Below are 13,880 nucleotides of genomic sequence, written 5' to 3'. Positions count from 1 at the left end.
ATCGACACCGTGCATCACCGCGCCGTGCACAACCGCGCCGTGCACAACCGCGTCGCCCGGGCAGAGCGCCCGGCCGACCGCGACCTCACCCGCCTCGACCTGCGTGCGGCGCTGCCGTTCCTGCGTTGCCGCCGCGCGCGGCGGGCGCGGGTGGTCGGGGCCGGAGGCATCGAACGTGGGTGCGGGTGGGGACGTAGGCTTGCGGATCGGTTCGATGGCTGATTCATCCGTAGGCGGAGGCTGTACATGTCCCAACCCGCTCCACGTTCGCGGACCCGGCCCCGGGTCGCGGTCTTCGGTGCCGGCAGTGTCGGCTGCCAGCTCGGTGGTCGGCTCGCCGCGTTCGCCGATGTCACGCTGATCGGCCGGCCGTCCGTGCTGGACGCGCTGGCGGACGGGTTGACCGTGACCGGCGCGGGCCGCCCGCCGACCGTGGTCGCGCCGGAGCTGTTGACCCTGGCCGAGTCGCCGGACGCGGTGGCAGGCACCGACTTCGTACTGGTCACCGTCAAGTCGGCGGCGACCGAAGAGGCCGGGCGGGCCCTGGCCGGGCGGCTCGATCCGGCCGCGATCGTGGTCAGCCTGCAGAACGGCGTCCGCAATCCGGCCGTACTGCGGGCCGCGTTGCCCGGGCACACGGTGTTGGCCGGCATGGTCCCGTACAACGTGCTGCGCACCGAGCCCGCCGTCTTCCATCAGGGCACGTCAGGCGCGTTGATGATCGACGCGAACCCCCGGGTGATCCCGCTCGTGGACGTGTTGGTCGAGGCCGGCATCCCGGTGCAGGTGCGCGAGGACATGCCCGAGGTGCAACACGCGAAGCTGCTGATGAACCTGAACAACGCGGTCAACGCGCTGTCCGGACTGCCGCTGCGCGATCAACTCGGTCAACGCGACTACCGCACCTGCCTGGCGCTGTGCCAGGGCGAGGCGCTGGCGGCGTTCCGGGCGGAGGGCATCCGGCCGGCCAAGCTCGGGCCCGCGTCCGCCGCGCGCAATCGGCAACTGCTCGCGTTGCCCGATCCGCTGTTCCGCCGGCTGGCGGGTTCGACGCTGCGCATCGATGCGAAGGCCCGGTCGTCGATGTGGGAGGACCTGCAGCGGGGCCGGCGGACCGAGGTCGACAGTGTGCAGGGCGAGATATTGGCGATCGCCGAACGCAACGGGCTGACCGCGCCCGCCAACGCGCGCATGATCGAACTGATCCGCGAGGCGGAGGCCGCGCCGGCGGGGCAGGCCCGACAGTGGAGCGGTCCGGACCTGCTGGCCGAACTCACCACGGCGGTCGCCGCCGGCTGACCCGGGTGTCCGCGCCCGTGGGGGTCGGCGGTGTCACCACGTGCGGGCCGCCCGGACCAGATGTTCGTGGACCATGGTCAGGTGCGGGTGGTCCGCGGTGCCCGCGCGGCGGACCAGATAGCCGGTGTTGATGGGTGGGTCGTCGGGCGTGAGCAGCGGGACCAGCGCGCCGGAGGCGAGTTCCGCCGCGCACAGGTAGCGGGGGAGTACGGTCAGGCCCGCGCCGGCGACCACCGCGGTCAGCACGCCGCGCAGGTCCGGGACCGTGATGGCGGCTCGTTCGGTGAGCCGGGTGCCGAACACGTGACGCCAGTAGCGGCGGGCGATCGGCAGGTCCTCGGCGTAGCTGATCACCGGTACGCCGCGCAGCGCGACCGGGCCCTCGGCGGCGACTCGATCCGGCCCGATCCGCTCGGCCCAGGTCGGCGCCGCGACCAACACGAACTCCTCGTCCATCAGCGGTACGGCCGCCAGCGTGCGTCCGCGCGGCCGGATCGTGGCCAGGACCAGGTCGTGTCGACCGGCGCGGAGTCCGTCGAGCAGGTCGTCGGTCATTCCGGTGGTGATCCGCAACAACACGCCGCGCTCGATCAGCGGCGCGAGCGCGGGCAACGCGCGCACGCACAGGATCTCGGCGGGACCGGCCAGGTGCACCGGCTCCGCGGGAGTGTCCGCGCCGAACCGGTCCCGCTCGGCGACCTCGGCCAGCGCGTCCAGCGGGTCCGCGACCCGGATCGCCAGGTCGTCCGCGATCGGTGTGGCGGCCACGCCCCTGGGCAACCGCTCGAAGAGCGCCCGGCCCAGTCGGCGCTCGAGCGCGCGGATCTGGGTGGTGACCGTGGGCTGGGACAGGCCGAGGACGCGTGCGGCGCCGGTGAACGAGCCGGCGCGGTGCACCGCCAGGAAGGTGCGCAGCAGGGTCAGATCCAGCGGGCCGCGCGCGACCGGGTCCGGTATCGACGCCGACCCGGTGTCCGAAGGAAGCCCATCGGAATCTTCATGGCTCATGGTGGAGAGCCTATTTGAATCCCGATGGGTCGGCGATCTAGGTTCGAGTCCGACGGCGCGACGCCACCGACGGCGGGTCGCACCGAGGGCGCCGCACCGACGCGACGCACCGGGGCCGCCGCACCGGCCGCGACGACCGACCGGGTGGATTCGACGGCGAACATCCGACGATCCGAACGCCGCGACGATCCGACGCCGCGACGCACCCACACACCGACGAAGCGATCACATGATGGCTCCCGAGCGCACCCGCTCGGCGGCGCCGAATGGAGAGACTCATGGCGAAGATCCTGTTCGTGCTCACCGGTTCGGACCACTGGACGCTGGCCGACGGCACGCGGCACCCGACCGGCTTCTGGGCCGAGGAGGCAGCCGCCCCGTTCGAGGCGTTCACCGCGGCCGGCCACGAGGTCGTGGTCGCCACCCCGGGTGGCGTGGAACCCACCGTCGACCGGGCGAGCCTGGCGCCCGAGGTGAACGGCGGCCCCGACGGGGTGGCCGCGGTGACCTCCGCGCTGGAGCGGTTCACCGCGCTGCGCACGCCGATCGACCTGGCCGACGTCGACCTCGCCGACTACGCCGCCGTCTTCTACCCCGGCGGCCACGGGCCGATGGAGGATCTCGCGGTGGACGCGACCTCCGGTGCGCTGCTCACCGCGGCTCTCGACTCGGGCAAGCCGCTGGGGGTGGTCTGCCATGGGCCGGCCGCGCTGCTCGCCGCGAAGCGCGCCGACGGCACCTCGCCGTTCGCCGGCTACCGGCTGACCGCGTTCACCAACGCCGAGGAGACCCAGGCCGACTTCGCGGACCGGGCCGAGTGGCTGCTCCAGGACCGCCTGACCGAACTGGGAGTCGATTTCCGGGAGGGCACTCCCTGGGCGCCCTACGTGGTCGTCGACCGCAACCTGTACACCGGCCAGAACCCCTCCTCCTCCGCCCCGTTGGCCGCCGAACTGGTCAAGGCCCTGGGCTGACCCGAGCGCCGACCGGCGCCGCCCACGTGCGGCGGCGCCGGTCGGTTCCGTGCTCGGGTGTCACCGGCCGTCCGTCGGAAGGGGTGACACCGAGGTCACCGCGCCCGACGTGGACGTGCCGACCAGGGCGGGCGGCGCCAGGTTGCCCGGAGCGGAGGGTGCGTCGCCCGGGCCGGCCGGCCCGGTGTCCGCGCCGCGCGGGGCGGCCGTGGGACCGAGCATGCGGGCGGCCGGGATCAGGATCGCGGTGAGCACGGCGACCACCGCGAACGAGGCGCTCAGCGACGCGCGGTCGGCGATTCCGCCGACGAGGGCGGGGGCGATCAGGCCGGACGTGTAGGTGACCGTGGCCACGCCCGCGATGGACTGACTCGGGTCGTCACCGATCCGCCCGGCCGCCGCGAAAGTCAGCGGGAGGACGGCGGACACGCCCACGCCGAGCAGCGCGAAGCCGAGCGCGGCGGGCAGGGGGGAGTGCGCGGTCGCCACCAGGATCGCGCCGATCGTGGCCAGCACCGCGCCGGCCCGGACCGTACGGGTCACCCCGAACCGGTCCACGACCGTGCCGGAGGCCAGCCGGGCGATGGCCATCGTGCAGGCGAAGCCGGTGTAGGCGAGGGCCGCGACACCGGGGGAGGCGTCCGCGACCTCCCTGAGGTGTACCGCGCTCCAGTTCATCCCGGCGCCCTCGGCGAAGATCGCGCAGAAGCCGACCGCGCCGATCACGAGCACCGGGCGGGACGGCAGCGCGAAGCGTGGCGGGGCCTTCGCGCCGGCGGTGGGACGCGCGTCGAGCAGGTTGCGGCCGGCGAACCAACCCGCCGACGCGAGCAGCAGGGCCAGGATGGCGAGGTGTACGCGGGCGTCGAGCCCGGCGAACGCGGCGGCCGCGCCCAGGCCGGCGCCGATCAGCGCGCCCGCGCTCCACATTCCGTGCAGCAGCGGGAGCGTCGAGCGACCGAGCCGCCGTTCGACCACGAGTCCTTGCGTGTTCATCGCCACGTCGGACATGCCCGCGCCCACGCCGAACACCAGCAACGCCGCGCACAGCCACGGCAGACCCGGCGCGGAAGCGGGCAGCAGCGGCACCGCGCACCACAGCGCGATCAGGCAGCGCAGCGCGGTCCGGCCGCCGTGTCGGTGCACCAGCGACGCGGCCAACGGCATCGCCAGCGAGGCACCGACGGCGGGCGCGGCCAGCGCGAGTCCCAATTGGCCCGGGCTCAGATCGAGGTGGTCCTGAAGCCAGGGCAGGCGGGACGCGAAGCCGCCGCCGACCGCACCGTGCACGGCGAAGATCAGGCTTGCCGCGATCCGGGCCCGACCGGCCTCGGCGACCTCGGTGGTGGACGGATCGGGCGGTGGCGGTGGTGCCTCCGTTGCCGTGGGCGGCGGGGCGGAGGAGGCGAGCGGCGAGACGTCGGGCGTGTGCGACGGCGATCGCGGCGGTGTCGGTGAGGTTGCCGGCGCAGGCGTCTGCGAACTCGCCTGCGCGGGCTTCTGCGAAGGCGGGGTCGAGGGCAGGCCGGCGGTGTTCGGCGACATGGAAGTCTGCGTCATGGTGCGATAAATTATCAGGCAGGGTTCCTGAAAGAAAGAGTCTGCGAGGATCGCTATCCATGACAGCCGCCCACACCGCGACGCCGAGCACCGCCCGTGCGATCAACGACCGCCTGGCGCTCGATCTGCTGATCGAGCACGGCCCGTTGACCGCCTCCCAGCTCAAGACCCTCACCGGACTGTCCCGGCCCACGGTCGCGGATCTGGTCGAACGCCTCGGCGGCGCGGGCCTGATCCACCTGGTCGGCGAGGCGGGCGAGCGACAGCGCGGCCCGAACGCGCGGCTGTACGGCATCGTCGCCGAGCGCGCCCACATCGCCGGCCTGGACGTGCGTGTGGGCGGGGTGGAGGTGGCCGTCGCCGACCTGGCCGGCCGGACCGTCGCGACCGGCGCGCTGGCGATACCGCCGGATCGCGATCCCGTACAAGCCCTCGCCGATGTGCTCGAACTGCTCGACGACGCGGCGACCCGGGCCGGCGCCGACACCCTGCACACCTTCGGGATCGGCGCTCCCGGCCTGATCGACCCGGTCTCCGGCAACCAGCGCTCGGCCGACTTCCTGCCGGGCTGGCACGCCCTCCTGGTGACCGCGCTGCGCGAGCGCGGGCGAGTGGTCCTGGAGAACGAGGTCAACCTCGCCGCCATCGCCGAACAGCGCCTGGGCGCGGCCCAAGGTCTGGACACGTTCGTGCTGGTCTGGCTCGGTCAGGGCATCGGCGCCGGCGTGATGCTGGACGGGCGGCTGCGTCGGGGAGCCTCGGGCGGCAGCGGTGAACTGGGCTTCCTCCCGGTCCCGGGCACCGATCACCTGCCCTCGCGCACCGACTGCAAGGGCGGCTTCCACACGCTGGTCTCCGGTGTCGCGATCGAGGAACTGGCCGCCCGACACGGCTTCACCGGCAATGCCGTGGAATGCGTCCGGGCGGCGGCCGAGCAGGAGGGTTCGACGCGGCAGGCGGAGGCGGGTGCGGCGTTCCTGGACGAACTCACCGGCCGGGTGGTGCTCGGGGTCGCCGCGCTGGCGGTCATCCTCGACCCGGGTTGCGTGGTGCTGGGCGGCGAGACCGGACGGGCCGGCGGCACGGTGCTGGCCGATCGGGTGGCGGCCGCACTCGCCGAGGCGACTCCGCTGACCACCCGGGTACTGGCGGGCACGGTGCCCGGCAACGCGATTCTGGACGGTGCCGTGCTGACCGCCCTCGACGAGGCGCGCGACGACCTGTTCGGCCGACCTCGGCGCTGAGTCCGCCGGATGTCACGCCTTCCGGTGGGCGCCCGAAGTGCCGGACGTGCCCGCGGCGTCCGGGGCTCGCGTACTCACACCCGGTGGGAGCCGGAGAGCAGACCGGCGGGCGCGACCGCGCACCACGCGTCGAAGAGTTCGGTGACGTTCGGGTAGCGCTCGGCCGGGTCGCGTCGGGTCGCCCGCTCGACCACGGCGAGTTGCGCCAGCGTGCCGCGCCACGCGCGTTCCTCGTCGCCCGCGTCCAGCAGCAGGCGCAGCGTGCGGCCGAGCAGGAACACGGTGCCGGTGCGGGTGACCAGCGCGCCGCGCCTACTGTGCTCGGGCGGCATGTACCGGGTGGACCCGGACAGCCGCGCGCAGTCGAGCACGAACGGCGCGCTGCGGTATTCGTCCAGGTCGATCAGGTGCACGCGACGCGCGTCGAAGTCGTACAACACGCACCCGTCGTACCAGTCCACGCCCACATAGCCGGCCGCGTCGATCAGCCGGTGTGCGTCGAGGATCGCGTCCAGGGCGGCGTGTACGTCGTCCAACGGCAGCGCCCGGAAGCGGGCGAGCGGCGAGGCCGCACCGGTGCGCAACTGCTTGCCCGCGCGCTTGACCGTCGAGTGGTACAGCACCTCGCCCGTGCGCCACGGCCCCACCGTCACCGGAACACCATTGGCGTTGAACGTGTGCAGCACCGGCACGATCGCCGGGTGTCGTACGTGCGCGTGCAGGTCGATCGCGCGGCGCAGGCTGAGCGCGGACGCGGGGTTGGGGCCGGTCTTGACGAACCAGTTCCCCTCGGCGTGCACGCCGTAGGAGACCGCGCCGGAGTCCTGGTCGCCGAACGTGGTGTGCACGGTCCCGATCGAGCGCAGGAAGTCGGCAGGGTCCTGCGCGGTGTCGATGGCGTCGAGCAATGGGTGCGGCACGGCGGTGGGCCTTTCCTGGCGGGTGTTCCGGACCCGCCGCCCGGGTGTCGGCAGCGTGGAGACGGATCGAGCCTGTGGGCATCGGGTCCTTGTAGGCGACGGTAGCGCCCTCGGGAAGGGCGATGGGGCGTTTTCGGTGGAAGCCCCGCAGATGAGGGGCCTGCCAGGGGTGCCAGGAAGGCGGAAAGGAACACGAATTCGGGGGACTGTGTCAGCAAGCGCGGCAATTGCGCGGCCGCTCCCCGGAGCGACCTCGCACCGTCTCGCGGCCTCGGTTTCCATGCCGGATCGGCCCGAGGAGGCGGAGCGCGGTGGGCCCGCCACATCCGCCTCGTCCGCCGTGCCGCGGATGGATACCTCCCCAAAGGTTTTCCACAGCGCTCTCGGATCGGTTCGGGTGGTTCCCGGGCCGACAGACGATTATCGGACACAACCACCAACTCCGCTGCCCCACCCGCCGCTGCGAACGAGCGGGGACCGAAGTCAGGCTCCCTGAAACGAGGTTCGGCACACTGCAACGAGGTTCGCCACGTCGAGCCGCGCTTGCCGACGCCCGATACCGCTTGACGGGCGAGGGGCCGCCGATGCGCCTCCGACAGCGGGCGGTCGTCGTTGCGTCGGTTGGGGACCCGGGGAGTTGCCCGCGGGTGTGTGGGGGGCGGGGTATGGTTGGGGGATGCGGTTTACAGCGGGTCAGAGTTGGTGGCGCTCCACTTAGGGGCGACCACCATTCGTGCATGACCAGGGTCGTTCGGACGGACGGCCCTTTTTTGTGCCCTGGATCAGGGATGGGTGCCGTCGGGACGGCGATCCGCCCACAGACCAGGAGACAGATCATGACCGGCATGCCGAACACCACGATGCACACCTCCGTTTCGGTCCTCCCGACCGAGTCGGCAGTGCCCACCGCCCCTACTGTCCCGATCGATCCGATCGACCCGATGGGCACGAACGCCGCGCAGGCTCGAAGTGCCGTTGTAGAAGAGCGGATTCGTCGCGAACCGGGGCGCTTTCGAGTGCTCACCGGGGACCGCCCGACCGGACGGCTGCATCTGGGCCACTACTTCGGCACCCTGCACAATCGGGTGCGCCTGCAGAATCTGGGTGTCGAGCAATACCTGGTCATCGCCGATTACCAGGTGCTCACCGACCGCGACGTGGCCGACCGGCTGATGGAGCACGTCGACGGGCTGCTGCTCGACTACCTGGCGGTCGGGATCGACCCGGACCGAACCACGATCTTCACGCACAGCGCCATCCCGGCTCTCAACCAACTGCTGCTGCCCTTCCTGAGCCTGGTCTCGGTCGCGGAGCTGGGCCGCAATCCGACGGTCAAGGACGAGATCGCGCACTCGCGGCAGGCGGCGGTGAGCGGGCTGATGTTCACCTATCCCGCGCACCAGGCGGCCGACATCCTGTTCTGCAAGGGCAATCTGGTCCCGGTCGGCCAGGACCAGCTGCCGCACCTGGAGCTGACCCGCACCATCGCCCGCCGCTTCAACGACCGATACCCGGCCGGTGGGCATCCCGTCTTCCCCGAACCCGAGGCGCTGTTGTCGGCCGCGCCGCTGCTGCTCGGCACCGACGGCACCAAGATGAGCAAGAGCCGGGGCAACGCGATCGCACTGGCGGCGACGGCGGACGAGACGGCGAAACTGATCCGCGGGGCCAGGACCGACGCCGACCGGCACATCACCTACGACCCGGAGGCTCGCCCGGAGGTGTCCGGCCTGGTCCTGCTGGCCGCGCTCTGCCAGGGCCGCGATCCGCGTCGAGTGGCGGAGGAGATCGGTACGGCGGGCGCCGCCGCGCTCAAGCGGACGGTCACCGAGGCGGTGAACGAGTTCCTGGCTCCGATCCGGGTCCGCCGCGCCGAGTACGCGCGCGACCCGGCCCAGGTCCGCCGCATCCTGCGCGCGGGCAACGAACGCGCGGACACGGTGGGCCGGGCGACGTTGCGCGAGGTGCGCGAGGCGATGATGAGCCTCTACTGAGCACAGGCCGTCCCACGGATACGACCGATGCACACCGACGGTGACCCGCCGGCCGCGTGCTCGGCGGGTCACCGGTCGGTGTGGAGGATGAGGAGGTGGTCCCGGTGATCCGGGATTCGTACGCGGTGCGACCCATCGGCAGGGTCGAATCGGTGCTCGTGGACCGGCGTTCGGCGCCCCGGCAGGCGGACGAGGGGGCGCCGGACGCGTGGTTGGTGTTCGCGGAGGAGGTGCGCGCGGGACTCGGCGACCTGCGCGCGGGCGACGAGGCGGTGCTGCTGACCTGGCTGGACCGCGCCGCCCGGGACGTACTGACCGTGCATCCGCGCGGCGACCGGGAGCGGCCGGCCACCGGCGTGTTCAGCACCCGCTCACCGGACCGGCCGAACCCGATCGGGCTGCACCGGATCGTGATCGTGCGGGTGGAGGGCCTCAGGGTGCACGTACGCAACCTGGAGGCGATCGACGGCACTCCGATCCTGGACCTCAAGCCCGTCCTGGGCCCGACATCCGAACGCTGAGGACCCCGTCCCGGCGTACCCGCCGGGACGGGGTCCTGCACCGCGTACCCGGCCGGCATGCGGTCAGCCGACGAGGTTCGCGATCCGGGCCGGGTCCTTCGCGGCCGGCCGCTTCGGCCGATCCCGCATCAGGTACGCCACCAGCACCGCGGATACCAGCAGCATCGCCGAGCCCGTCCACAGCGCCAGGTGCAGGCCGTCCATGAACGCGGTCGTCGTGGCGTCGCGCACGACCGCCGGCGTGTCGCCCAGGTGCCCGATCCCGCCGCCGGCACCCGACGTGCCGGCGTCGACGATGCGGCGCGCGTCGTCCGCCGGGACCCGCGCGTCGGCCAACAGCTCGGTCAGTCGGCTCGACAACCGCGCGGTGAGCACCGCGCCGAGGGCGGCGATGCCGACCACACCGCCCAGTTCGCGGGCGGTGTTGGTGACTGCGGAGGCCATGCCGGCGCGGGCCGGTTCGACGCGGGACATCACCGCGACCGAGATCGGCGTGAAGCACAGGCCCATGCCCGCGCCGAGGAACGGCAGTACCCAGAAGAATTCGAGATAGGAGACGTCCTTGCCGTAGAACGAGAGCCCACCGAGCGCCACCGCGCACAGCGCCAGTCCGGACGCGAGCGGTACACGCGGGGCGATCCGGCCGGCCAGGTGCCCGGAGATCGGCGCCGCGATCATGATCGCCAGGGTCGACGGCAGGGACGCGAAGCCCGCCCGGGTCGGCGAGTAGCCGAGCGCGTCCTGCATGTACAGGCCGAGGAAGAACAGCGCGCCGAACATCCCGAAGCCCACCGCGATCCGCCCCACACCGCGGCGCCGATCACCCGGTCACGCAGGAAGCCGACGTCGAGCATCGGTTGGGGGACCCGCAGTTCCACCAACACGAAGGCGATCAGCGCACCGGCGGCCGGCGTGGCCGCGGCGAGCACCCGGACCGAGCCCCAGCCCTGGGTCGGGCCCTCGATCAGCGCGAACACCAGCGCGCCGATGGCCGGCACGCCCAGGACGAGCCCCGGCACATCGAACCGGCCGCGACGCTCGGCGAATTCGGGCAGGACCACGGCGCCGACCAGGATTCCGGCGACGCCGATCGGCACGTTGATCCAGAACACACTGGCCCAGCCCGCTCCCTAACGCTGTTAGTTGCCGTTTAACGGTGTTGGATTGCACTTCGTCGGGCGCCGACGCAAGAGGATCGATGCGATCCGGGAGCGGCGGCGGCCCGAATGAGGAAGGAGAATGACCTGAATCCGCGCGACGATCGACCCGACGGTTCGGCGGTGACGCCCGCGGGGGTCGACGACAGGGAGTGGGCATGACGGGCAAGGGCCGGGCGCCGGCGGGCGGGCACCGTCGTTGTACTGGCACGTGCGGGACAAGGAGGAATTGCTCGACCTGCTCGCCGATGGGCTGCTCGGGCTCGGCGTCTCCGCGTTGCCGCCGCTGCGCGGCGACTGGCGGATCGAACTGCGCGAACTGGCCTGGGCGTTCCGCGCGTTCCTGAACCGGAGGCGGGATTCGGTACGGGTACTGATCGGTCGTTTCCCGACCGGTCCCGGGATGGCCGCGGCCGCCGCCGGAGTGCCGATCGGCGAGGCGGTGGGCGCGATCGGCGACACCATCGAGGCATTGCCCGCGGACACCTACCCGAACCTGGTGGCGACCGCGCGTGAACTCACCGGGCCGGGCATCGACGCACGCTTCGAGTTCGTCCTCGAACGTTTTCTGGACGGCCCGGCCATGCTGCCCCGGACGACGAGGGCCGACCCGGACCCAACCGACCCGACCGGTTCGCCGGAACCAACCAACCGACTCGACCGACTCGACCGGCAAGACCTGACGACGAGCCACGAGGACCGGACGGTAGGCTCGCGTGCCCACTCCGTCATGATTCGACGGTGAATCACGCCTCTAATTCGGCGAGTTCACCAGGAATTAACCCGCCCTGTGCCCAACTGGGCGGTATTGGGTGGACGGTAGTGCCATCCATCCAGGACAATCCGCCGTCGGGCTGTCGGCAAGCGATGAGTTTCGGGGCGCCGCGCAGTCTGAACTCCTGTATGCAACACAACTATTTCGACACCGTCCGGTTGGCTCCGGACGGTGTCGTGGACAGTCTCGATCACCGGCCGTCAAACCCGGCGTCGAGCTGACTCCATGTTGTCGATCGACCGCTGCTTCCTTGGAATCAGCCCATCAGCTGGGGGAAACATGAACCGGATCAAGGCGCTTGCGGCGTTGCCGTGCGGGCGTCGATCCAAGTGGGTCGTGCTGGCCTTGTGGGTGGTGTTGCTCGTCGTGGCAATGCCGCTCTCGAGCAAGCTGACCGACGCTCAGAACAACGAGGTCTCGTCCTGGCTGCCCGCCGAGGCCGAATCCACGAAGGTCATTCACGAACAGAAGGACTTCCGTCCGGACACGACGGTTCCCGCCGTCGTGGTCTACGAGCGGGAGTCCGGTCTGACGCCGGACGACACGAAGGCGATAGCCGAGGACCAGGCCAAGTTCGGCACCGCCAAGGGTGTCACGAGCCAGGTCGAGCAGCCGACGTTCGATCCGCTGAACAAGGCCGCGCAGACCCTGGTCCCGATCACCGTCAAGGACGGCGGCTGGAACGACCTCGGTGACGCGGTCGATCAACTCAAGGAAGCCCTGAAGGACAATCCGGAGGGCCTGAAGTCGTACGTCACCGGCCCGGCCGGACTCGGCTCGGACCAGGCCTCCGCGTTCGAGGGCATCGACGGGACGCTGCTGTACGCGACGCTGGGCGTGGTCGTCCTGATCCTGCTGTTCACCTACCGCAGCCCGGTGTTGTGGCTGCTCCCGGTGATCTCGGCGGTCGCGGCGCTGTTCATGGCGCAGGCCGTGGTGTACCTGTTCACCAAGGCCGGTCTGGTCGTCAACGGGCAGAGCGCGGCCATCCTGACCGTGTTGATCTTCGGCGCCGGCACCGACTACGCGTTGTTGCTGATCGCGCGCTATCGCGAGGAGCTGCACCGGTACGAGGACCGGCACGACGCGATGGCGGCCGCGCTGCTTCGCGCCGGTCCGGCGATCGTGGCCAGCGCCGCGACGGTCGGCGTCGGCATGTTGTGCCTGATGGCCGCCGAGATGCAGTCCACCAAGGGCCTGGGGCCGGTCTGCGCGCTCGGTGTGCTGGTCGCCTTGGTCGCGATGACCACGCTGCTGCCCGCGCTGCTGGTGATCGTTGGCCGCTGGGTGTTCTGGCCGATCCGCCCGGCGTACGAGCCGGACGCCGTCACGCACGACGAGAACGGCATCTGGGCCAAGGTCGGCCGGCAGATCGCCCGCGGTCCGCGTGTGGTGTGGATCGTGACCGCGGTCATCCTCGGCGTGATGACCATCGGTCTGACCAACCTCAACGGCGACGGCATCGCCAACAAGGACTCGTTCACCAACAAGCCGCAGTCGATCAGCGGCCAGGAGGTCTCCGAGCGCTACTTCCCGGCGGGCTCCGGCGACCCGATCGTGGTGATCGGCCGGGAGTCGGCCGGGGCGACGCTGATGCAGACGCTTCAGGCGACCCCCGGGATCGCCCCCAACGGCGTGCGCCAGACCGGCGCGGCGAACGGGCGGGTGCAGATCGAGGGCGTGATGAGCGACTCGCCCGACTCGGCGGCGGCCAAGGCGACCGTCAACCGGGTCCGCACCGCGATGCACGCGGTACCGGACGGCGCGGCCAAGGTCGGCGGCGGCACGGCGACCCAGATGGACATCGCCAAGGCGTCCGAGCACGACGACAAGGTGATCATCCCGCTCATCCTCCTCGTGGTGCTGATCGTGCTCGGCCTGCTGCTGCGGGCGGTGATCGCACCGCTGGTGCTGATCGCCACCGTGGTGTTGTCCTTCGCCGCGGCCCTGGGTATCAGCGTGTTCCTCTTCGAGCACCTGTTCGGCTTCAAGGGCACGGACGTGAGCTTCCCGCTGTTCGTGTTCGTGTTCCTGGTGGCGCTGGGCATCGACTACAACGTGTTCCTGATGAGTCGGGTGCACGAGGAGTCGAAGAGGCACGGGACCCGGCGCGGCGTGCTGATCGGGCTGTCCGCGACCGGTGGTGTGATCACCTCGGCCGGCCTGGTGCTGGCCGCCACGTTCGCGGTGCTCGGCACGCTGCCGATCGTCTCGTTCGCCGAGATGGGCTTCACCGTCGCGCTGGGCGTATTGCTGGACACCTTCATCGTGCGCTCGGTCCTGGTCACCGCGCTGGGTCTGGACATCGGCCGCAAGATCTGGTGGCCGAGCAAGCTCGCGCAGCGCCCGGACGAGGAGGACGAGCCGAAGGCCGGCGGCGACGGCGACCGGGAAGGCGTCCTGGTGAGCTGATCCATCGCGGGGCCGG

Annotated in this window: 12 protein-coding genes; 7 read left to right on the top strand and 5 right to left on the bottom strand. The window is 71.5% G+C overall.

The features are described from left to right. Positions 1-246: 246 nt before the first annotated feature. Entirely contained in the window at positions 247-1,299 is a 1,053-nt protein-coding gene (locus ACIBSV_RS00785; RefSeq protein WP_395858721.1) for a 2-dehydropantoate 2-reductase, read from the top strand. Between the two features lie 33 nt (positions 1,300-1,332). Here ACIBSV_RS00785 and ACIBSV_RS00780 read toward each other — a convergent pair whose 3' ends face one another. Beyond that, positions 1,333-2,307 carry a LysR family transcriptional regulator gene (locus tag ACIBSV_RS00780; protein ID WP_395858720.1) on the bottom strand — a complete coding sequence of 325 codons (975 nt, stop codon included), beginning with the start codon at positions 2,305-2,307 and terminating at the stop codon, positions 1,333-1,335. Between the two features lie 278 nt (positions 2,308-2,585). Here ACIBSV_RS00780 and ACIBSV_RS00775 point away from each other — a divergent pair, with 278 nt between their 5' ends. Then, the gene (locus tag ACIBSV_RS00775) at positions 2,586-3,281 is read left to right on the top strand and encodes a type 1 glutamine amidotransferase domain-containing protein (RefSeq protein ID WP_395858719.1); all 696 of its coding nucleotides are present in this window, start codon (positions 2,586-2,588) and stop codon (positions 3,279-3,281) included. 60 nt (positions 3,282-3,341) lie between these two features. On the opposite strand, the gene ACIBSV_RS00770 is transcribed toward ACIBSV_RS00775, so the two are convergent. After that, positions 3,342-4,841 (bottom strand): MFS transporter, encoded by a 1,500-nt coding sequence (locus ACIBSV_RS00770; RefSeq protein ID WP_395858718.1) that lies wholly within the window; start codon positions 4,839-4,841, stop codon positions 3,342-3,344. Between the two features lie 59 nt (positions 4,842-4,900). Here ACIBSV_RS00770 and ACIBSV_RS00765 point away from each other — a divergent pair, with 59 nt between their 5' ends. Beyond that, entirely contained in the window at positions 4,901-6,085 is a 1,185-nt protein-coding gene (locus ACIBSV_RS00765) for an ROK family protein (RefSeq protein ID WP_395858717.1), read from the top strand. 74 nt (positions 6,086-6,159) lie between these two features. Here ACIBSV_RS00765 and ACIBSV_RS00760 read toward each other — a convergent pair whose 3' ends face one another. Next, entirely contained in the window at positions 6,160-7,005 is an 846-nt protein-coding gene (locus ACIBSV_RS00760; protein WP_395858716.1) for a serine/threonine protein kinase, read from the bottom strand. A gap of 941 nt (positions 7,006-7,946) precedes the next feature. Between ACIBSV_RS00760 and trpS the strand changes: the two genes are divergently transcribed. After that, positions 7,947-8,999, top strand: coding sequence for a tryptophan--tRNA ligase (trpS, locus tag ACIBSV_RS00755; RefSeq protein ID WP_395859307.1), 1,053 nt, complete (start codon positions 7,947-7,949; stop codon positions 8,997-8,999). Positions 9,000-9,103: 104 nt separating this feature from the next. Next, positions 9,104-9,520 (top strand): tRNA (N6-threonylcarbamoyladenosine(37)-N6)-methyltransferase TrmO, encoded by a 417-nt coding sequence (gene tsaA, locus ACIBSV_RS00750; RefSeq protein WP_395858715.1) that lies wholly within the window; start codon positions 9,104-9,106, stop codon positions 9,518-9,520. A gap of 63 nt (positions 9,521-9,583) precedes the next feature. Here the strand turns inward: tsaA and ACIBSV_RS00745 are convergent, their stop codons facing one another. Next, positions 9,584-10,300: an MFS transporter gene (locus tag ACIBSV_RS00745; protein ID WP_395858714.1), complete on the bottom strand. Its 717-nt coding sequence runs from the start codon at positions 10,298-10,300 to the stop codon at positions 9,584-9,586. Continuing rightward, complete coding sequence (locus ACIBSV_RS00740) at positions 10,195-10,632, bottom strand: hypothetical protein (RefSeq protein ID WP_395858713.1); 438 nt, start codon at positions 10,630-10,632, stop codon at positions 10,195-10,197. The genes ACIBSV_RS00745 and ACIBSV_RS00740 overlap by 106 nt, the downstream gene beginning before the upstream one ends. A 244-nt stretch (positions 10,633-10,876) precedes the next feature. On the opposite strand from ACIBSV_RS00740, the gene ACIBSV_RS00735 reads away from it, so the two are divergent. Together ACIBSV_RS00735 and ACIBSV_RS00730 are read left to right on the top strand one after the other, a co-directional pair. Next, entirely contained in the window at positions 10,877-11,422 is a 546-nt protein-coding gene (locus ACIBSV_RS00735) for a hypothetical protein (RefSeq protein WP_395858712.1), read from the top strand. 309 nt (positions 11,423-11,731) lie between these two features. After that, positions 11,732-13,864, top strand: a complete 2,133-nt coding sequence (locus tag ACIBSV_RS00730; protein WP_395858711.1) for an MMPL family transporter — start codon at positions 11,732-11,734, stop codon at positions 13,862-13,864. The last annotated feature ends 16 nt before the right edge of the window (positions 13,865-13,880 follow it).

Source organism: Embleya sp. NPDC050154, assembly GCF_044460165.1.
Lineage (GTDB): Bacteria > Actinomycetota > Actinomycetes > Streptomycetales > Streptomycetaceae > Embleya.
This window is presented reverse-complemented; position numbering and strand designations above follow the sequence as displayed.